The organism is Curtobacterium sp. AC273 (assembly GCF_979253735.1).
The window spans coordinates 242680-262353 of sequence record NZ_CEEDDU010000002.1 but is presented as its reverse complement, the minus strand read 5'-3'; the positions used below and the strand labels follow the sequence as shown (position 1 = coordinate 262353).

The 19674-nt window shown below is 71.3% G+C and carries 17 protein-coding genes, 1 tRNA gene and 5 pseudogenes; 16 read left to right on the top strand and 7 right to left on the bottom strand.

Going from position 1 to position 19674, the window contains the following annotated elements; all coding sequences use genetic code 11:
* Positions 1-528: 528 nt before the first annotated feature.
* A complete protein-coding gene (locus ACZ8AI_RS04195) occupies positions 529-768 on the bottom strand; it encodes a glycerophosphoryl diester phosphodiesterase membrane domain-containing protein (RefSeq protein WP_464856738.1) in 240 nt (79 codons plus the stop codon).
* Positions 769-1568: 800 nt separating this feature from the next.
* Here ACZ8AI_RS04195 and mtrA point away from each other — a divergent pair.
* The 7 genes and pseudogenes from mtrA to secA form a co-directional block, all read left to right on the top strand.
* Positions 1569-2228, top strand: a pseudogene (gene mtrA, locus ACZ8AI_RS04190) (MtrAB system response regulator MtrA); the annotation flags it as partial.
* A 130-nt stretch (positions 2229-2358) separates the two neighbouring features.
* On the top strand, positions 2359-5292 hold the full coding sequence (locus tag ACZ8AI_RS04185) for an ATP-binding protein (RefSeq protein ID WP_464856736.1): 2934 nt from the start codon (positions 2359-2361) through the stop codon (positions 5290-5292).
* Positions 5201-5755, top strand: coding sequence for an LpqB family beta-propeller domain-containing protein (locus tag ACZ8AI_RS04180; protein ID WP_464856733.1), 555 nt, complete (start codon positions 5201-5203; stop codon positions 5753-5755). Before ACZ8AI_RS04185 ends, ACZ8AI_RS04180 begins: the two co-directional genes overlap by 92 nt.
* Positions 5756-6030: 275 nt before the next feature.
* Entirely contained in the window at positions 6031-6567 is a 537-nt protein-coding gene (locus ACZ8AI_RS04175; RefSeq protein WP_464856731.1) for a phosphoribosyltransferase family protein, read from the top strand.
* Positions 6568-6856: 289 nt separating this feature from the next.
* A complete protein-coding gene (locus ACZ8AI_RS04170; protein WP_464856729.1) occupies positions 6857-7150 on the top strand; it encodes a hypothetical protein in 294 nt (97 codons plus the stop codon).
* A 10-nt stretch (positions 7151-7160) separates the two neighbouring features.
* Entirely contained in the window at positions 7161-7367 is a 207-nt protein-coding gene (locus tag ACZ8AI_RS04165; RefSeq protein WP_464856727.1) for a sigma 54 modulation/S30EA ribosomal C-terminal domain-containing protein, read from the top strand.
* A gap of 158 nt (positions 7368-7525) precedes the next feature.
* Positions 7526-10300 (top strand): annotated as a pseudogene (gene secA / locus ACZ8AI_RS04160) (preprotein translocase subunit SecA).
* Between the two features lie 90 nt (positions 10301-10390).
* Here the strand turns inward: secA and ACZ8AI_RS04155 are convergent.
* Together ACZ8AI_RS04155 and ACZ8AI_RS04150 are read right to left on the bottom strand one after the other, a co-directional pair.
* Positions 10391-10612, bottom strand: coding sequence for an Rv3235 family protein (locus ACZ8AI_RS04155; RefSeq protein ID WP_464856725.1), 222 nt, complete (start codon positions 10610-10612; stop codon positions 10391-10393).
* 49 nt (positions 10613-10661) lie between these two features.
* Positions 10662-10847: pseudogene (locus ACZ8AI_RS04150) on the bottom strand (hypothetical protein); the annotation flags it as partial.
* A 72-nt stretch (positions 10848-10919) separates the two neighbouring features.
* Between ACZ8AI_RS04150 and ACZ8AI_RS04145 the strand changes: the two are divergent.
* Positions 10920-12422: pseudogene (locus ACZ8AI_RS04145) on the top strand (sensor histidine kinase).
* Positions 12423-12680: 258 nt separating this feature from the next.
* Here ACZ8AI_RS04145 and ACZ8AI_RS04140 read toward each other — a convergent pair.
* Entirely contained in the window at positions 12681-12929 is a 249-nt protein-coding gene (locus tag ACZ8AI_RS04140; protein WP_022904217.1) for a WhiB family transcriptional regulator, read from the bottom strand.
* 259 nt (positions 12930-13188) lie between these two features.
* Between ACZ8AI_RS04140 and ACZ8AI_RS04135 the strand changes: the two genes are divergently transcribed.
* Entirely contained in the window at positions 13189-13611 is a 423-nt protein-coding gene (locus ACZ8AI_RS04135; protein WP_464856721.1) for a hypothetical protein, read from the top strand.
* Between the two features lie 50 nt (positions 13612-13661).
* Here ACZ8AI_RS04135 and ACZ8AI_RS04130 read toward each other — a convergent pair whose 3' ends face one another.
* Positions 13662-14213: a peroxiredoxin gene (locus tag ACZ8AI_RS04130; RefSeq protein WP_464856719.1), complete on the bottom strand. Its 552-nt coding sequence runs from the start codon at positions 14211-14213 to the stop codon at positions 13662-13664.
* A gap of 92 nt (positions 14214-14305) precedes the next feature.
* Here ACZ8AI_RS04130 and ACZ8AI_RS04125 point away from each other — a divergent pair.
* Positions 14306-14382 (top strand) — tRNA-Lys (locus tag ACZ8AI_RS04125).
* On the opposite strand, the gene ACZ8AI_RS04120 is transcribed toward ACZ8AI_RS04125, so the two are convergent.
* Both ACZ8AI_RS04120 and ACZ8AI_RS04115 read right to left on the bottom strand, forming a co-directional pair.
* A complete protein-coding gene (locus ACZ8AI_RS04120; RefSeq protein ID WP_464856870.1) occupies positions 14340-14717 on the bottom strand; it encodes a DUF1949 domain-containing protein in 378 nt (125 codons plus the stop codon). The genes ACZ8AI_RS04125 and ACZ8AI_RS04120 overlap by 43 nt on opposite strands.
* Positions 14635-15138: an IMPACT family protein gene (locus ACZ8AI_RS04115; protein WP_464856717.1), complete on the bottom strand. Its 504-nt coding sequence runs from the start codon at positions 15136-15138 to the stop codon at positions 14635-14637. The genes ACZ8AI_RS04120 and ACZ8AI_RS04115 overlap by 83 nt, the downstream gene beginning before the upstream one ends.
* 82 nt (positions 15139-15220) lie before the next feature.
* On the opposite strand from ACZ8AI_RS04115, the gene ACZ8AI_RS04110 reads away from it, so the two are divergent.
* From ACZ8AI_RS04110 to ACZ8AI_RS04085, 6 genes and pseudogenes are all read left to right on the top strand, one after another.
* Complete coding sequence (locus ACZ8AI_RS04110) at positions 15221-15661, top strand: hypothetical protein (RefSeq protein ID WP_071292001.1); 441 nt, start codon at positions 15221-15223, stop codon at positions 15659-15661.
* Positions 15658-15915, top strand: coding sequence for a hypothetical protein (locus ACZ8AI_RS04105; protein WP_464856715.1), 258 nt, complete (start codon positions 15658-15660; stop codon positions 15913-15915). Before ACZ8AI_RS04110 ends, ACZ8AI_RS04105 begins: the two co-directional genes overlap by 4 nt.
* Positions 15912-17072: a hypothetical protein gene (locus ACZ8AI_RS04100; protein ID WP_464856713.1), complete on the top strand. Its 1161-nt coding sequence runs from the start codon at positions 15912-15914 to the stop codon at positions 17070-17072. Before ACZ8AI_RS04105 ends, ACZ8AI_RS04100 begins: the two co-directional genes overlap by 4 nt.
* 157 nt (positions 17073-17229) lie before the next feature.
* Positions 17230-17442: an SCO4848 family membrane protein gene (locus ACZ8AI_RS04095; protein WP_464856711.1), complete on the top strand. Its 213-nt coding sequence runs from the start codon at positions 17230-17232 to the stop codon at positions 17440-17442.
* Between the two features lie 168 nt (positions 17443-17610).
* Positions 17611-18287 (top strand): annotated as a pseudogene (locus tag ACZ8AI_RS04090) (response regulator transcription factor).
* A 4-nt stretch (positions 18288-18291) separates the two neighbouring features.
* On the top strand, positions 18292-19638 hold the full coding sequence (locus ACZ8AI_RS04085) for a sensor histidine kinase (RefSeq protein ID WP_464856868.1): 1347 nt from the start codon (positions 18292-18294) through the stop codon (positions 19636-19638).
* The last annotated feature ends 36 nt before the right edge of the window (positions 19639-19674 follow it).

Sequence of the window (19674 nt, the reverse complement as noted above, 5' to 3'; positions counted from 1 at the left end):
GCGGTCGGTGCGCACTACCGCGGCGGCTGCGGCCTGCGCCGGCGGTCCCTGCGGCTGCGCCTGCACTGCGGCAGCCACGGCACTGCCCGTACCCAGGCTGCTGCCCGTACCCAGGCTGCTGCGCGTACCCAGGCTGCTGGCCGTACGCCGGCTGCACTGCCCAGCCCACTGCTGCTGCCCCGGCCACTGCTGCTGCCCGGGCCACGGCTGCTGTCGGACCACGGCTGCTGTCCGGACCACTGCTGTCGGACCACGGCGGCCGGACGACCTGCGGCACTTGAGCGCGAGCAGGTCGGTGGGCTGCCCCGTCTCGAGGTGGGACGCGATGCGCTGGTCGAGCGCCTCGTCCGGATCCGCGGTCGATCGCCAGGAAGATCGTGACGGACGCGCTCCAGCACGTCGGTGATGCACTGCACGGCGATCCCGAGCAGGCTGCCGACCACGATCGCGACGGCAACCACGCCGGCGCCGCTCGACACGTCGGTCTGCCCGAGCAGGTCGAACGTTCCTCGATGAGCACGGCGATGGTCAGGGGAAGGACGCGATCGACCGCCGCGAAGCCGAACATCGCCTGCACGAGCAGCAGGATGCCGAACTGATGCGCCAGAACGCCCCGCGGGTGAGTCGCCACGACTGGGCGGCGGCGGCGAAGACGCTCCGGCCCTCGGCCGCGATCGTCGGGACGGTGAAGGCGAACCGGGTGCCGAGCCAGACCACCACCACGCCGAACCCGGCGAACAGCCCGAGGATCGCGACACGAACCCCCACGCGTTCGACCGGCCGGCGGCGAGCGCGGCGATGAAGCCGATCAGCAGCAGGACGAACACGATCCCGATCACGAGCCCGGCCGCCAGCTGCCCAGGAGGATCCAGGCGACGACCGGCCACCGGCGTCCGGCGAGGAGTGCCCAGATACCGCGGAAGGTCCGCGGCGCCCGAGGACCGCTGCCCGACGTCCGCGGCGACCGGCGCGACGGGAAGCCGCGCGCGAGGAACGCCAGGAAGGGCAGACCGGCGGACAGGAGGAGCCACGGGTGACGGATCCGCGATGATCGACTCGGTGCCGCTGCGCGCGTCCACCGCGGAGAGCATCCGCGACTGCACGGCACGCTGGCCGAACGTGCTGACGAGCACGTCGAGAGCAGCCAGGACGCCGCTCAGCGGGACGCTCCAGAGGAGGAGCACACGAGGCGTTGCGCCGGAACACCGTGAACGCGCCGCCGAGCACGTCGCCGAGGCCGAGCGGGCGCAGCGGGGAGTGACCGGACGCGACCCGACCGGCGGTGCGGGTGTAGGCTGTGGCCGCCGCGAGCCGGACGACTGCTGACCGCCGGACAGCAGCGCCTCAGGCCAGGACCCAGGCCCACCGGACCCGAGAGCACGCCTGGCCCACCGGACCCACCCGGTACCTGCCAATCCGACATCGCCGCCCCCTCGTCGCCCTCGACCGCGCAGCGGAAGCACGGTCGACGCCCATCCTGTCGGAAAACGCCACCCGACGGGGCCTCGGCTATCTGAGGGGGCAGGTGCGACCCGGCACCACCGCACGTCCCACGGAGTCCGCATCACATGACACCGCGCATCCTCGTCGTCGACGACGACCGGGCCCTCGCCGAGATGATCGGCATCGTCCTCCGTTCCGAGGGCTACGAGCCGGAGTTCAGCGCCGACGGCAACGACGCCGTCGACGCGTTCCACAGCACGAAGCCCGACCTGGTGCTCCTCGACGTCATGCTCCCCGGCATCGACGGCATCGAGGTGTGCAAGCGGATCCGCGCCGAGCGGGAGCCGCCGATCATCATGCTGACCGCACGCGGCGACACCGCCGACGTCGTCGCCGGCCTCGAGAACGGCGCCGACGACTACGTCGTGAAGCCGTTCAACCCGAAGGAGCTCGTCGCCCGGATCCGCACCCGGCTGCGGCCGTCCGCGGCGGACGCGACCATCCTGCACGTCGGGGACCTCACGGTCGACGTCGCCGGGCACGAGGTCCGCCGGGGCGAGGCCGTGATCGCGCTGACGCCGCTCGAGTTCGACCTGCTCGGCCCTGTCCGAGAAGCCGAACCAGGTGTTCACGCGGGAGAGTGCTCCTCGAACAGGTGTGGGGCTACCACTACAAGGCCGACACCCGTCTGGTGAACGTCCACGTGCAGCGCCTCCGCGAAGATCGAGCACGACCCCGACAACCCGAAGATCGTCACCACGGTCCGCGGCGTCGGGTACCGCAGCCGAGGGCCTGACCGCCTCACCGGTCACCGTGCCGTCCGGTCGCAGCGCGCCGGGCCGCGTGGGCCGACGGGTCCGACGGTGGCTCCGTCGCGGGTGGCGTCCGGTCGCGTACCTGTGGCGCAGTTCCCTGATGATCCGGTCGGTCGCGATCACGGTGATGACCCCGACCGGCCTGGCGATCGCGATCATCGGCACCGCCGTGATGATCAGCATCTCGAACAACGTCTACTCTGCAGCGTCGCGACCAGATCGAGGCCGAGTCGGCGCGTGCCACCGTCGTCGCGCAGGGCATCTTCGACGCCGCGACGGCGGGCGGGGATCACCAACCAGACCGAGCTCGAGACGCTGCAGAACGAGGCGCAGCAGGCGATCCTGTCGAAACGACGAGCCCCGGAGGCACCAGCCTCGCGGATCCGAGCGCAGCCCCGACCAGACGGCGCCGCAGTCGCTGCAGACCGTCGCCAGCCCGGACTTCCCCGACCGGGCGATCAGCGACCCCTCCGGAGAGAGGTCGGCAAGGACACCGGCAAGGTCAGCCTGCAGCCGGTGCGGCTCGAGGTCGACGGCCGGAGCCGACCCGGCCCGCGGTCCGGGTCGACGCTGCAGATCCTTCAGCGCCGGGCGAGTACGAGCTCTACCTGGTCTACGACCTGTCGGACGCACAGCAGACCCTCGACTTCGTGTCCCAGACGCTGTCCATCGGCGGGGTGGCGCTGATGGTGCTCATCGCGCTCGTGACGTCCCTGGTGGTCCGGCTCGTGATCGTGCCGATCCGCGGCGCGGCCGAGACCAGCCGCAAGATCACGTCGGTCGGCTCGACGAACGCATCCCGGTGCGGGGCAACGACGACATCGCCACCCTGGCGCGCAGCTTCAACGGCATGGCCGAGGCCGTGAGCCGGCAGATCACCCAGCTGGCCGAGCTCTCCCGCGTCCAGCAGCGGTTCGTCTCCGACGTGTCGCACGAACTCCGGACGCCGTTGACGACCATCCGGCTCGCCGGCGACATGCTCTACGACTCCCGGCACGCCTTCGAACCGTCGGTCGGCCGCTCCGCCGAGCTCCTGCACACGCAGGTGGAGCGCTTCGAGCTGCTCCTCGCCGACCTGCTCGAGATCTCCCGGTTCGACGCGCAGGCCGTGCAGCTCGACCCGGAGCCCGTCATCCCCGCCGCCCTCGCGACCGACATCGTCGACGAGTTCCGTCCGCTGGCTGAACGCGCGGGCATCGACCTGCAGCTGGTCACCCCCGGCGGACACACCACGATGCAGCTCGACGCCAAGCGCGTCCGCCGGCGCATCCTCCGCAACCTCGTCGGCAACGCGATCGAGCACGGCGACGCGAAGCCCGTCCAGGTGATCGTCGACAGCGACGCCCGCACCGTCGCGATCGCCGTCCGCGACCACGGCATCGGCATGCCGCCGGAGGACGCCGCCCGCGTGTTCGACCGGTTCTGGCGTGCCGACCCGAGCCGGAAAACACCATCGGCGGGACCGGCCTCGGGCTCGCGATCTCCCTCGGTGACGCGAACCTGCACGGCGGACGGATCGACGTCTGGTCCCGCCCCGGCGAGGGGTCCACGTTCGTCCTCACCCTGCCCCGCAGCGAGCGCGTCGCGAGTCACTGACCTCGGCCATCCCGCTGCCCGACCTCGACGAGTCCTACGACGGCCCCCGGGCCGGCGCGAGAAGGAAGAACGATGCGCACCCGCTTCCGACACCTCATCGCCTGTCGCGCTCGCCGCGGCGACCGTGGTCGCGGTCTCCGCCTGCGCCGCGATCCCCACCGACGGTCCGGTCCGCCGGGTCCGGCCAGACGATCAAGGACAGTCGGGTGTCCGAGTCTCGACTACCGGCCGTTCAAGCCCGTGGCCGGGTCCGACCAGACGGCGATCCTCCGCGGGTTCATCGCCGCCGGCACGGGGTGCGCAGGACGACTACGCGGTGGCACGGCAGTTCCTGGCGTCGGGGTACGCCGAGACGTGGAACCCCCGCCGCGGCGTCACCATCCGCGAGGACAACCCCACTGGTCGAAAGCGCGTCGGTGATGACCGCGAGCTGAGCTACACCCTCACCGCGAGCGCCACCGTCGACGCCGCGAAGGCCAGTACACCCAGGCCGTCCGGCCGACCTCGGCACCCGCTGACCTTCCAGTTCACGCGGGAGGACGGGGAGTGGCGCATCGCCTACGCCCCGGACGGGATCATCCTGTCCCAGGTCAACTTCGACTCGGTGTTCCAGCAGCACGCGCTCTACTTCTTCGACCCGACGTGCATGAGTCTCCTGGTGCCCGACGAGGGGCTGGTTCCTCGCCCGCTCCTCGACGAGCACGAGGATCGCCAGTGCGCTGCTCGCCGGTCCGGACGACTGGCTAGGGACGCCGTCGTCAAATGTACCTCGTTCCCCGCGGGGACGCAGCTCTCCCTGAACGCCGTGACGATCGACAGCGGGAAGGCCCTCGTCGACCTCTCGAGCGACGCCCTCAGCGCCAGCAGCCAGGAGCGCGCCCAGATGCGCGACCAGCTCCGCCGGTCGCTCGCGTCGGTGGCCACCGTGTCCTCCTGTTGTCGATCACCGTGGAGGGTGCCCTCGTTCTCGGTCCCCGACACGACCAGGCTCAACGCCCAGGTGAACCCCGACGTCGACGCCCGACCGCTGGTCGAGCGCGACGGCTCGGTCGGCTACGCGTCGCCGTCCTCCGACAAGATCGCCGAGCTCGGCAACGGCATCGGGGCCGAGGTGGGCTTCAGTCTCGACCGTCCTCGTTCGCGATCTCCGCGCAGTCCGGCACGGCCGCGGTGGTGGGCAACGAGGACGGCGTCTTCGTGGTCCGCCCCAGTCACGGCTGCGAGCGCGTGGACGCTGACCGACGACCTCGTCCCGCCGTCCGTCGACGATCTCGGTTTCGCCTGGGTCGCGGCCTTCGTCGGAAACCCGGAAGGTCACCGCCTACGGCCTGCGCGGCGATCCCCAAGTGGTCAGCACGACCCTGCCGAAGGGCACGATGGTGTCGTTCCAGGTCTCCCGCGACTCGACGCGCGCGCTCGCGCTCATCGAGAGCGGTGACGGACCGAGCCTCTACGTGATGGCGATCGTGCGGGCGCCGGACCACTCCCGACGGCCCTCGGCCCGCCGGTCCGTGTGCGGGCGGCCAGCGGTGACGCCGTGGGAGCCGCGTGGATCAACGACTCCGACATCGCGTCGCTCGGCCAGACCGCGAACGAGTCCCGAGATCGTGCGGACGACCGTCGGCGGTCAGTCGAGCACCCTGCAGAAGCCGGACGGCCGGGCGACCGCGATCGCCGTGGGCAGCGCCGGTTCGATGCTGCTGCGGATGTCCGACGGCTCGGTGCGGCAGTCCACCGGCGGTGGCTGGGAGGCGACGGGCGTCACCGCGGACGTGCTCGGCATCCAGCGCGACGGAGCGGGTCCGGTCCTCCTCCACAAGGCGTCCAGCCTGGAGGCCGATCCACGGTCTCGGGACGGCCTCCTGCCCGCCGTCCGGTCACCGCCACCCTGGTGGACGTGACGACGACCGACAGGCCATGGCGAGGACGCGGTCCTCGCGGTGCTCGGGCTCGTCCTGCCGATCGCCTGCGCGGGGTGCGGCGCGCCCGACCGTGCCCTGTGCTCCGCCTGCCGCAGCCGCGAACCCCGAACCCGCCGTGCAGCCTCGTGGCCGGGGTGCGGCCGGCGACGGGGTTCGAGTACGGTGTGGACTGATCCGGACGCTCCTGCTCGAACCCAAACTCCGCGGGCGCGTGGACCTCGCACGACCGCTCGGCACCTCGGTTCGGTGCGCTCGTGCGGGCGGCGCTCGCCGAGGCCCAGGCGGCGGGACCTTCTGCTCCGGGTGCCGCCGTCCCGGCAGGAGCCCGGCGCCGGGGGTTCGACCCCGTGGTGCTGCTCCTGGCACGCGGGGGAGTGCGTCGACCGAGAGGGCGCTCCGGCGCGTGCGTCGGCCGCCGCCGTTCCGGCACGGGCGGCCGCCCACGGACGACGCTCCGGCGACTCCCGCGTCGCCGCGTCGTCCGGCGCGCGGAGGCCCGGCGCATCGTCTCGGCGCACCGTCCGGGGCACGGGCAGAAGGAGCGCAGCGCGGTCGAACGGGTCGCGGCGACCGTCGGCACGCTGCGCGCCGACGGCGTCGCCGGGAAGGACGTCGTGGTCGTCGACGACGTCGTGACCACCGGCGTCACCATGGCCGAGGCGGTGCGGGCGGTGCGTGCCGCTGGCCGGTCGCGTGGTGCGCTGCGTCGCGGTGGCGAGCGTCGACGGGTGAACGCTCGGTGGCCGCTGGGTGTCCGGTGGGTGTCTCCACGACTCACCGCGATCGCGTGACGCGGTGGTGGCTCCGGGTCTAGCCTCGCGACAAGGCGTTCAGGATCGCCGGATGGAGGCGACGCGCTGAGTCTGGATGGGAGCCGCCACATGGACGTGACGATCACGGGCCCGGAACATCGGGGTCACCGACCGATCTGCACCTACGTCGAACAGAAGTCCGAGAAGATCGACGTGCTCGCCGACCGCGCCCTCGCCTCGAGGTGCGCATCAGCCGCCACCACGAGAAGGCGGGCGGTTCCAGGGCGAGGACCGCGTCGAGCTCACACTGATCGGCCCCGGCCCCCTCGTGCGGGCGGAGTCCGCGGCGTCGGACAAATACGCCGCGTTCGACCTCGCCTTCGCCCGGATCATGGAGCGCCTGCGCCGGGCACGCGACCGCCGCAAGGTGCACCGCGGACGGCACGCTCCGACCTCGGTGGCCGAGGCCTCGGGCACCGCGTTCGAGCGCATGGGCATCGTGCCCGCCGACGGCAAGCTCATCGAGGACGTCGCCACCGGTGCCGTGCCCGTCGTCAGCGACCAGGGTGAGGACGAGGACGAGGTGTACAGCCCCGTCGTGATCCGGCACAAGGTCTTCTGAGGCCGCGCCGATGACGGTCGACGACGCGCTCTACTTCATGGAGCTCGTCGGACACGACTTCTACCTGTTCGTCGACGCAGAGACGCGCCGGCCGAGCGTGGTCTACCGCCGGAAGGGCTGGGACTACGGCGTCATCGGCATCGATAACCAGACCGCGGGCGGCTCGTCGGCGGCCCTGTCCGGGGCGGAGAGCGAACCGGCGTCGGCGATCGCCTGACGCTGGCGACCGGCAGTCCCGGGTGTGCGCGGTCCGTTCGCGGGCCGCGCACACCCGCCGCTCCCAGCACCCCGTTCGATCCGGTTGCTAGCATGACTGGCTGTTCACATCGCGCAGGTCGCGCGTGACGATCTCGTAAGGAGCTCACGTGGCAAACAGTGCTGGAGAAGGTCCTCCGCATCGGTGAAGGACGCACCCTCCGCCGGCTGGAAGGCGTGCCTCGGCGATCAACGACCTCGAGGACGACTTCGCGAGTCTCACCGACGAGGAACTCCAGGACGAGACGAAGGAGCCCGCGAGCGAGTACGCCAACGGCGAGACCCTCGACGACCTCCTGCCCGAGGCGTTCGCCGCCGTGCGGGAAGCAGCGAAGCGCACCCTCGGCATGCGGCACTTCGACGTGCAGCTCATGGGCGGTGCGACGCTCCACCTCGGCAACATCGCCGAGATGAAGACCGGTGAGGGCAAGACCCTCGTCGCGACGACCGCGGCGTACCTCAACGCCATCCCGTCGCGCGGCGTGCACGTCATCACCGTCAACGACTTCCTCGCGTCGTACCAGTCCGAGATCATGGGCCGCGTGTTCCGTGCCCTCGGCATGACGACCGGCTGCATCATCGCGAACCAGTCGCCGGCCGAGCGTCGCGAGCAGTACGCCGCCGACATCACCTACGGCACGAACAACGAGTTCGGCTTCGACTACCTGCGCGACAACATGGCGTGGCAGTCCTCCGACATGGTGCAGCGTGGCCACTACTTCGCCGTTGTGGACGAGGTCGACTCGATCCTCATCGACGAGGCCCGCACGCCGCTCATCATCTCCGGCCCGTCCTCGGGCGGGGCGAACCGCTGGTTCACCGAGTTCGCGTCCATCGCCACCCGCCTGACCCCGGGCGAGGACTACGAGGTCGACGAGAAGAAGCGCACCGTCGGCGTGCTCGAGCCCGGCATCGAGAAGGTCGAGGACTACCTCGGCATCGACAACCTGGTACGAGTCGGCGAACACGCCGCTGATCTCGTTCCTGCAACAACTCCATCAAGGCCGTCGCCCTGTTCAAGAAGGACAAGGACTACGTCGTCATGAACGGCGAGGTGCTCATCGTCGACGAGCACACCGGCCGCATCCTGATGGGCCGTCGCTACAACGAGGGCATCCACCAGGCGATCGAGGCGAAGGAGGGCGTCGAGGTCAAGGCCGAGAACCAGACCCTCGCCACGGTCACCCTGCAGAACTACTTCCGCCTCTACCAGAAGCTGTCCGGCATGACCGGTACCGCCGAGACCGAGGCCGCCGAGTTCATGTCGACGTACAAGCTCGGCGTGGTCATCATCCCGACGAACCGGCCGATGCAGCGCATCGACCAGACCGACCTCGTCTACAAGAACGAGAAGGCCAAGTTCGAGCAGGTCGCCGAGGACATCGCGGAGCGCCACGAGAAGGGCCAGCCCGTCCTCGTCGGCACCACGAGCGTCGAGAAGTCCGAGTACCTGTCGAAGCTCCTCGCCAAGAAGGGCGTGAAGCACGAGGTCCTCAACGCGAAGAACCACGCGCGTGAGGCCGCGATCGTCGCCCAGGCGGGTCGCCTCGGCGCCGTGACCGTCGCGACGAACATGGCCGAGGCCGTGGTACCGACATCATGCTCGGCGGCAACTCGGAGTTCCTCGCCGTGCAGGAGATGCACGCGAGGGGCCTCTCCCGACGGAGACGCCGGAGGAGTACGAAGCCGCGTGGGACGACGTGTTCGCGCGCGTCAAGGCCGAGATCAAGGAAGAGGGCGACAAGGTCCGCGAGGCCGGCGGTCTCTACGTCCTCGGTACCGAGCGCCACGAGTCCCGCCGCATCGACAACCAGCTGCGTGGTCGTTCCGGTCGTCAGGGCGACCCGGGTGAGAGGCCGGTTCTACCTGTCGCTGACCGACGACCTCATGCGCCTGTTCAACTCCGGTGCCGCCGAGAGCCTGATGGGCCGCTCGAACGTGCCGGACGATCTGGCGATCGAGAACAAGCTCGTCGGCCGGGCGATCCGCTCCGCGCAGGCGCAGGTCGAGGGCCACAACGCCGAGATCCGCAAGAACGTCCTGAAGTACGACGACGTCCTGAACCGCCAGCGCGAGGCGATCTACAGCGACCGCCGTCACATCCTCGAGGGCGACGACATCCACGACCGTGCGCAGTCGTTCCTGAAGAGCGTCGTCGACGACGTCATCGACACCCACACCGGTGAGGGCTCCCCGGACGACTGGGACCTCGACGCCATGTGGACCGAGCTCGGCACGCTCTACCCGATCTCGATCTCCATCGACGAGGTCATCACCGAGGCCGGGTCGAAGGGCAAGGCCTCGCGCGAGTTCCTCGGCCGTGAGATCCTCTCCGACGCCAAGCTCGCCTACACCACGCGTGAGGAACTCCTCGGCGAAGAGGCGATGCGTGAGCTCGAGCGCCGTGTCGTCCTGTCGGTGATCGACCGCCGCTGGCGTGACCACCTCTACGAGATGGACTACCTCAAGGACGGCATCGGCCTCCGCGCGATGGCGCAGCGCGACCCGCTGGTCGAGTACCAGCGTGAGGGCTACGCCCTGTTCCAGAGCATGATGGGGCAGATCCGCGAAGAGTCGGTCGGCTACCTGTTCAACCTCGAGGTCCAGGTGCAGTCCGACGGCGAGAACGCCGTCATCGAGGCGAAGGGTCTCGGCGAGGACGAGGTCTCCGGGCTCGAGTACTCGGCACCGTCCATCGACGGCGAGGTCGAGGTCCGCGACGAGCGCGGCCGCCTCGAGCAGGCCGCGACGGCTCGCGCGCAGAAGGCGCAGGCTGAAGCCGAGGCAGCCGCCGGGCCGGAGCAGGGCTCCGCGTTCGGCAACGCCGCCACGGCATCGGGCCAGGCCGCGGCGAGCAACCGCGCCGAGCGTCGTCAGGCCGCCAAGAAGGGCTGACGCGACCACACTGCCGAACAGGAGGCGCGGTGCCGGCTGGCACCGCGCCTCCCGTCGTCGGTGGCGCACGTCCACGGCACCCGCGCTCCGTCACAGGACCCCCACCGCTGTCGCCCGCCACCGTCCCTGCCGCTCCTCGAGCCGCATCGCGACCGCCCGGGCGTGGCTGCGGGTGTGCACGACGATCGTCGCCTCGGCGACGCCGTCCGCCGGGCAGCAGACGATCACGCTCCCGACGCGCAGGAGCGCCCGGGCTCGCGACCGGCCGCCGAGCTGCCGCGACCGCGCGGCCACGGCCGAGCGCTGCTGCAAGGTGTCGGTGCACGTCGTCGGTGATCCAGCGGGCGATGCTGTCGACCTCACGCGCGCCGGTCAGGATCTCGGCCACGCAGAGCCCGAGGGCCCGCGCCGTGTCGTGCACGTCGGTCGGTGGTGGGACGGCTGTGAGCCGCGTCGTCTCCGCCGTCGCCCCCACCTCGTCGATGCGGCGTGCTTCCTCGGCCACTCTGCCCCTTTCGTCGGGGCGAGCGTAGGGCGAGTACAACATGAGAAATATGACAGCGATGGGGCTGTGGACAGAGCGACGTTGTCCACAGCGGTGCGCACCTAGACTGACGGAGTGTCGACCCTCAGTGACCTCGTCCTCGCACAAGGCCGTTCATCCGAAGCCGACGTCGAATGGCTCCACCTGCTCGTCGGTGACTGGCAGCTGCTCGCCGACCTGTCCTTCGCCGACATGGTCCTGTGGGTCCCGACGGCCGAGGACGGCTCGTTCGTGGCCGTGGCCCACGCCCGTCCGAGTTCCGCCGCGACGCTCTTCTACCGCGACATCGTCGGGCAGGAGATCCGCGAGGAGTGGCGCGAGCAGGTCACGGAGTGCTTCGCCGGAGCCAAGGTCGTCGACTCGGCCGAGCCGGACTGGTACGAGGACACCCCGACGCGCGTGCGGGCGATCCCGGTGCTCCGCCGACTCAGCGCGAACAGCGCCGAGACCACCGAGCGCCCCATCGCCGTGGTCACGCGGCACTCCAACCAGGACGAGATGCGGACGCCGAGCCGGCAGGAGCTGAACTTCACGGCGAGTGCGAACGACCTGTTCGGCATGATCTCCACCGGTGACTTCCCGGACATCGGCGCCCCGGCCGGACCCCCGTCGTGGTGCGCCGCGCGCGAGCGACGGACTGCTCCGACTCGACACGAACGGCATCGTCACCTTCGCGAGCCCGAACGGCCTCAGCGCGTTCAACCGGATGGGCTTCGAGGGCGAGCTCGAGCGGAAGTCCCTCGCCGAGGTCACCACCGAGCTCATCGGCTCGCAGCTCGACGTCGACGAGTCCCTGCCGCTCGTCGTCACCGGCCGTGCACCGTGGCGGGCCGACGTCGAATCGAAGGGCGTCACCGTCTCGCTCCGGTCGATCCCGCTCCGCGACCACGGCGACCGCATCGGCGCGATCGTGCTGTGCCGCGACGTCACCGAGCTGCGGCACCAGGAGCGCGAGCTCATCACGAAGGACGCGACGATCCGCGAGATCCACCACCGCGTCAAGAACAACCTGCAGACCGTCGCGTCGCTGCTCCGGATCCAGGCTCGGCGGACGCACTCCGACGAGGCACGCACCTCACTGCAGAACGCGATGCGGCGCGTCGCCGCGATCGCCGTCGTGCACGACACGCTGTCGAGCGGCCTCAGCCAGACGGTCGACTTCGACGAGGTCTTCGACTCCGTCCTCAAGCTCGTCACCGAGGTCGCCGCGTCGCACAACACGACCGCACACCCGAAGAAGACCGGTGAGTTCGGCGTCCTGCCGTCCGAGGCTGCGACGCCGCTCGCGCTCGGGCTCCACCGAGCTCCGTCACGAACGCCGTCGAACACGGGCTCGACGGCCGCGACGGCGAGGTCGAGATCGTGGCGGAGCGCTTCGACGACCACCTCGACATCCAGGTCCGCGACAACGGCCGGGGTCTGCCGGAGGGCAAGGTCGGTTCGGGCCTCGGGACGCAGATCGTGCGCACGCTCATCCAGGGCGAGCTCGGCGGCACCATCGACTGGCACACCCTGACCGGCAGCGGCACCGAGGTGACGATCACCATCCCGTTCCGCTGGCTCACCGCCGCCGCATAGCCGCGCCCGCCGCACGCCGGCGGCGCCGGCGTGCCCCGACCCTGTTGCACCCCGCCACGGACATTGCGCCCGGGTGTGCGAGGGCGCGATGTTCGTACGCGGGTGCAAAGCGCGCGCACGCGCACGGCACGGGCACGGGCACGCACACGGGCACGCATCGGCGTCCGCAGACGCGACCCGCACCCCCGCACCCCCCGAACACGACGACGCCCGCCGCCCCGAGGGGACGGCGGGCGTCAGTGCGTCAGGACGCGTGCGTCAGGAGGCGCGACGGGCACGCGCGGCGCGGCGCTTCAGCGCACGACGCTCGTCCTCGCTGAGGCCACCCCAGACCCCGGAGTCCTGGTTGTTCTCGAGTGCGTACTGCAGGCACATCTCGGTGACCGTGCAGCGAGCGCAGACCGACTTGGCCTTCTCGATCTGGTCGACGGCCGGTCCGGTGTTCCCGACGGGGAAGAAGAGCTCGGGGTCCGCGGTGAGGCAGGCTGCCTGGTCACGCCAGTCCATGTGTGGTGCTCCTTGAAATCGATGCTCGAACGGCAGGCCGGGGCCGCGGTTCGGGGATCGGAACGCTGAGCATGCGCGAGGCACGAGGGGACACCCGTGGGGGAGGAATCCGCTGGAAGCGAGTCTGACGCCCGCGAACGCTCGGGGGAGGAGCGTCGAACCACGGGAGACGCACACCACATCGTGCCGTCCAAACGACCTCCAATATCGTTCCATACTGGTAAGGCCAAATCAAGGGTTCCGACGCTGGAGGAATGCTGTGCCCGACACCACACCGAACGAGTCCGAGCCCGCCGAGCGGAGGTCTCCCGCGCTCGTGGCGCTCCTCGTGGTCGTCGGCGTGGAGTTCGCCGCCCTCGTCGTCGTCACCGTCGTCCTGATCGTCGAGCTGGTCCTCGCGCCGGCGACGAGCATCGCCTCCGGGATCGCGCTGACCGTCCTGTCCGCCATCGCCGCGCTCTGGCTCGGCTCGCTGTTCATCGGCCTGCGGAACCGTCGGCCGTGGGTCCGCTCCGGGATCATCGTCTGGCAGGTCCTGCAGGGAGCGCTCGCGATCGGCGCGTTCCAGGGTGTCTTCCGCGTGCCCGCCGTCGGCTGGCTGCTGCTCATCCCGGCGCTCCTCGGGATCACGCTGGTGCTGTCCCGCCCGGTGACGGAGGCGCTCGCCCGTCCGGCCGAGTAGACGCTTCCGACCGACGGACTGGAGGCGCGGTTGCCGGCTGGCACCTCCTCTCAGGCTCGGTCGGCGCGCCCCGCGTGACGCTGGCGCGTCACCGCTGAGCGGGCGCGCCAGTCCGTGCCGTGGTCGGTCCTCCAGGCCAGGCCGAGCTTCTTCCGCAGGCTCGCCACGTGCCCGGTGGCCTTCACGTTGTAGAGCGGCAGCTGCACGGTGCCGTCCTCGTCGACCACGATCGTCGACCGGATCGTGCCGGTGACGATCTTCCCGTAGTTGTTCTTCTCGCCCCAGGCCGCGTACGCCTTGTGCACGGCGAGGTCCGGGTCGCTCAGCAGGGGGAAGGTCAGGCCCTGCTCGTGCTGGAACTCCTTGAGCGCCGGCAGGTCGTCCTTCGAGATGCCGAGCACCTCGTAGCCGGCCGCCTGCAGGGACGACATGTTGTCGCGGAAGTCGCACGCCTCGGTGGTGCAGCCGGGGTCGACGCCGCCGGGTAGAAGTACACGATGACCTTCTTGCCGCGCAGTGCGGCGAGCGAGGTGCTCGGTGCCGTCCTGGTCGGGCAGGGTGAAGTCGGGGGCGTTGTCGCCGGCGGCGAGACGGTCGGTCATGGTGCTCCTGTTCGGTTCGGTGCCCCGAGTGGTCAAGAGCACGCGAAACCCATGCTATTGTTGTTTCCCGTTGCAGCAGCGAAGCGCAACATGCACCTCTAGCTCAATTGGCAGAGCAACTGACTCTTAATCAGTGGGTTCTCGGTTCAAGTCCGAGGGGGGTGCACCAGCAAGGCCCCGGCTCATCGAGTCGGGGCCTTCGTCGTTCCCGGACCGGATAGGCACTCCGGCGAGACACGCCCGACGTGCTGCTCGGCTGCGATCTCGTCGGCGCTCAGCCCGCGGGACGTCGACCACGCGCTCCTCGCCGACGACCGGCTGGAGCACGCCGGCCGAGGCCGCGGCGAGGTCCGCGCGGAGCGGGTCGAGGGCGTCGCGCGGGACCCACAGCTCGAAGGTCGCGGTCGCGGCGTAGACCGGGTCACCCAGCGTGGCGCCGTGGTGCCGGACCCAGTCGCGCAGGACGTTGTCGATCCGTCCGGCGTCGGCGTGCGGTGCGTCCACCGTGACCCGGGTGAGCGCCTGCCGCCGGACGAGGGCGGTCCGGTCGAGCGCTTCCGACACCGAGGTCGAGTAGGCGCGGACGAGGCCGCCGGCCCCGAGCTTCACCCCCGCCGAAGTACCGGGTGACGACGGCGACCACGTCGGTCAGGTCCCGCCGCCGGAGCACCTCGAGCATCGGCACCCCGGCGGTGCCGGAGGGTTCGCCGTCGTCGGACGAGCGCGCCTGGTCCCCGAGGACCCCGGTCACCATCGCGGTGCAGTTGTGCCCGGCGTCCCACCGGCGGCGCCGGACCTCGGCGATGACGCGGTCCGCGTCCGCCACGTCGGCGACCGGCGCGACGGTGGTGATGAAGCGCGACTTCGTGATCACGATCTCGTGCTCGACCGGCTCCGCGATCGTGGTCGGGTAGGCGGCGGGCACCCTCCGAGGGTAGCCGCGCCGCCGGAGCGCGCCGCGCTAGCATGTCCTGCACGACGTGCGGCTGGGGAGGAGTCCGATCGACATGGCGACAGCAGATCCGAAGGGCGGCGTCCTCGACGCCGCCGAACTCGCGCGCCGGTTGAACCTCCTGCTCGACTTCGAGGAGGCCCAGCGCGGGTCGCCCGTGCCGTTCGCCGCGATCGAGGAGTACGTCGCCGAGCAGGGCGGTTCGCTGTCCCGCGCCAAGTGGACCTACATGCTGTCCGGCGACGGTCGGCGGAACCGTGACACCGGGCTCCTGCGGCTGCTCGCCGGGTACTTCGAGGTCGACGAACGGTTCCTGCTCGAGGACAGCGACGTCCCCGAGCGCATCGGTGCGCAGCTGGCGCTCGTCCGGTCCCTCCGGTCGGCGCGGGTCAGCGGGTTCGCGGCCCGCACGTTCCCCGGCGAGCTCTCGCCCGAGGCGCTCCGCCGGATCGCCGAGGTCCTCGAGGAGGAGTCCGAGCGGGGGAGCGTCGTATGACGCGGGACCAGACCGCCGGAGCCGACCGGGCCGACTTCGTCGCGGAGTTCTGGGCGCTTGGCGCCGCCGAGGGCTGGTCGGACGTCGACCAGGCCGTGTCCGCCGCGGCCGCCGTGGTCGGCAAGCCCATCGTGGTGCGCGAAGAGGCGTTCCTCGCGGCGGAGCCGGTCTGCGGGTTCGTCGCGACGCTCGAGCGCCAGCACCTCATCATGATCTCGCCGACGGCCGTCGCCGGACCTTCCGGTCGTTCGTGATCGGGCACGAGCTGGGGCACATCCTGCACCGGCACCAGGACCATGCACCCCAGGCGGCGTACATCCGCGACGTCATCCCGGACCTGCCGGAGTACAAGGTCGAGCGGGCGCTCGTCCGCGGACTGTTCTCGAACGAGTACGAGCACGAGGCCGAGGTCTTCGCCGACCGGCTGGCCGGGCTCATCCGCGACCACCGCGACCGTCCGAGTGCCTTCCGCGGGGTCTTCAGGGTGATCGTCTCCGTCGTCGAGGCGCTCCTCCTCATCGCGGGCACCGTGACGCTGCTCGTGCTGCAGCGTCGGCAGGACCGGACCCTCGCGGTCACCTTCCTGCTCTTCGCGGCGACGATCGTCACGAACGTCGACCCGTTGTACCGCTGGCTCGATCCGCTGCTCGGCGGGTTCAACGTCGTCACGGTGATCAGCGACTGCCTCATGGTCGCCGGCACGAGCACGCTGCTGTGGGGCGTGGCGAAGGCGGTCGGGGCGGCGCGGCCCTGGCTGCGGAACGCGATCGTCGTCACCTGCGCCGTCGTGGTGGTCGTGGTCGTCGTGGCGTTCACGGTGCTCGACAAGCCGCCGACCACGACGACGTTCATGCTCGACGCTGGGCAGCACCCGGCAGCCTCGGTGTACTCGATCGCGCAGACGGTCTACCTCGGGGTGGCTCTGGGTGCGACGGGGCTCATCTGCGTCCTGCGCCTCCGGGAGGCCCGCACCACGACGGACCTCGTCGGGCTGTGGGTGCTCGTGCTCGGCGGCGTGCTCGGCGTCGTCCGGATGGTGGTCGTCGTGGTGATGGACCTGGCGCACGTGCTCGGCGACCTCGACACCACGCACGCGCTGGCACTGCCGTACGACGTCACGACGCCGGGGGCGGTGATCTGCGTCTCGTCGGGGATGCTCCTGCTCGTCATCGGTCACCAGGTGTCGCGCCGTCGGCGGTCGCGCCGGGTCGAGGTCGCACTGCACCGGCTCGCGCCCCTGCACGAGCGCGTCGGGATCGACAACGCCTACCCGGAGTCGGTCGACCCGGCCACCCGGCTCAGCCGGCTCATCGTCGAGATCAACGACGGCGCGCGGCAGGCGCGCCGACCCCTCAGCGAGGCCGAGCGCACCGCGCTGTCCGACGCCGAGTCGGCCCTCGAGACGGCGTAGCCGACAGCGGGACACCGATCCCACTGGATGGCTCGACTCCGCCGAGGGTGCCGTGTAGGGTTTGTAGCAGGTGCTACACATCGTGTGGCCGCCGGGGTGGGTCTCGGCCGCGTTGGGGGCGGCCGAGCACCACCGCCCCCGGCTCTAGAATCGTCGGGTGACCGTCTTCGCAGCCCTCGTCCTGTTCATCGGTGCCGTCTTCAACGTCGTCACCTGGCCGCGCTTCTTCCAGCGCGTCGCGAAGGACAGCCGGGCGCGGGACGCCGCCGGCAAGCCGACGACCTTCCACACGGTGCACCTCGTGCTGCTCCTCATCGCCCTGGCGATCGCCGTCGCCGCCGTGGTCGCCGGGATCCTCCTGCTCGTCTGAGCGGCGGCCGACGCGACCGGCTGACGCGACCGGCTGACGCGACCGGCTGACGCGACCGGCTGACGGCCTGGAGGCGCGTGGCGGGCCCGCACCGCGCCTCCAGTCCGGTGCCCGGTCCCGTCCACCCCGCTTCAGGCGCGCTTCAGCGGGACCCGGGAGGATCGACCCATGCGTGTGCTGGTGGTCGACGACGAAGTGCGGCTCGCCGACGGCGTGCGCCGCGGCCTCGAGGCCGAGGGCTGGGCGGTCGACGTCGCGCACGACGGCGTCGACGGCCTGTGGCACGCCCGTGAGTTCACGTACGACGCGATCGTGCTCGACCTGATGATGCCGAGCCTCAGCGGCTGGGCGGTCTGCGCCCAGCTGCGTGCCGACGGCGACTGGACCCCCGTCCTCATGCTCACGGCGAAGGACGGCGAGTGGGACCAGGTCGAGGCGCTGGACGCCGGTGCCGACGACTACGTGACGAAGCCGTTCTCGCACCCCGTGCTCGTCGCACGGCTCCGTGCCCTGGTCCGTCGCGGCGCTCGCGAGCGTCCGGCGATGCTGACGCTCGGCGACCTCGTCGTCGACCCGGCCGCGCGCACGGTGTCCCGCGCCGGAACGCCCGTCGAGCTGACCAGCCGGGAGTTCGCGGTGCTCGAGTTCCTCGCGCGGCGGGCCGGACAGGTCTGCTCGAAACGGGACGTCATCGACAACGTCTGGGACGTCGACTTCGAGGGGACCCGAACATCGTCGAGGTCTACGTCGGACACCTCCGCCGGAAGCTCGACCGGCCGTTCGGACGGACGGCGCTCGAGACCGTCCGCGGCGCTGGCTACCGGTTGGCGGCGGACGGTGGCTGACCGTGTGTCGCCCGGCCGTCGACGATTCCGGTCGGTCCGCGCGCGCACCACGCTCGGGGCCGTGGCGGTCGTGCTCGCGGCGCTCCTCGTCGGTGCCGCGGCGTTCGTCGTGGTGCTCCGGCTCGTGCTGCTCGACGGCGTGCGGACCTCGGCGGAGGCCGGGCTCGAGCAGGCGTCCTCGCGCGTGGAGGCCGACGGCGCCGCGGCGGTGAGCGGCTACGAGGACGTCCTCGTGCAGGTCGTCGCCGAGGACGGTTCGGTGCTCGCCCACGGCGACGACGCCGACCCGCCCGCCCTGCCGACCGCCGACGAGTCCCGCTGGGACCACGACGGTGAGCGGTGGCTGCTCGTCGCCGACGACGTCGACCTGCCCGGCGGCGGCGAGGCGACGCTCGTCTACGGGGCCTCGCTCGAGCAGTCCGACACCGCCCTGCGCGCCGCGATCGGGCTGCTGGCGGTCGGCGTCCCCGTCCTGGTGCTCCTGATGGGGCTCGTGACGTGGGTCGTCACCGGTCGCTCGCTCCGTCCGGTCGACCGGATGCGCGACGAGGTCGACACGATCCGCACGGCCCGTCCCGACGCCCGGGTCGACGTACCGGACACGGGCGACGAGATCGCCCGGCTCGCGACGACGATGAACGCCATGCTCGAGCGACTCGACCGCTCTGCCGAGGCGCAGCGCCGGTTCGTGTCCGACGCCTCGCACGAGCTCCGCTCGCCGATCGCGACGATCCGGCAGCACGCCGAGGTCGCCGTCGCGCACCCGGACCGTGTCGACGTCGGGGAGCTCTCCGGCGTGGTGCGGTCGGAGGCGCTCCGGCTGCAGGACCTCGTGTCCGCGCTGCTCGAGCTCTCGCGACTCGACGAGGGCGGGATCGGTGCCGCGAAGTCGGTGGACCTCGACGACCTCGCGTTGGACGCTGTCGCCCGGGCGCGGGCGCGTACCGACGGCGCGGACCCGGGCGGGCGCGGCGTGGTGGTCGACGGCTCCGGGATCGGCCCGGCGCGGGTGCTCGGCAACGACCGCGTGCTCGCCGGCGTCGTCCGCAACCTCGTCGACAACGCGGTCCGCCACGCCACCGCCCGAGTCTCGGTCGCCCTCGCCGAGGTCGACGGGGACGCCGTGCTGACCGTGGACGACGACGGCACCGGGGTGCCGCCGGGGGAGCGCGACCGGGTGTTCGAGCGGTTCGTCCGGCTCGACGAGGCCCGGAGCCGCGATGCGGGCGGCGCCGGGCTCGGCCTCGCGATCGTGCACGACGCCGTCCGGGCGCACGGTGGCACCGTCCGGGTGACCGACGCTCCGACGGGTGGGGCGCGGTTCGAGGTGCGCATCGCACTCGGTGGCTGACCAGGGCGCTTCAGGTCTGCTTCAGCACCCGGTCGG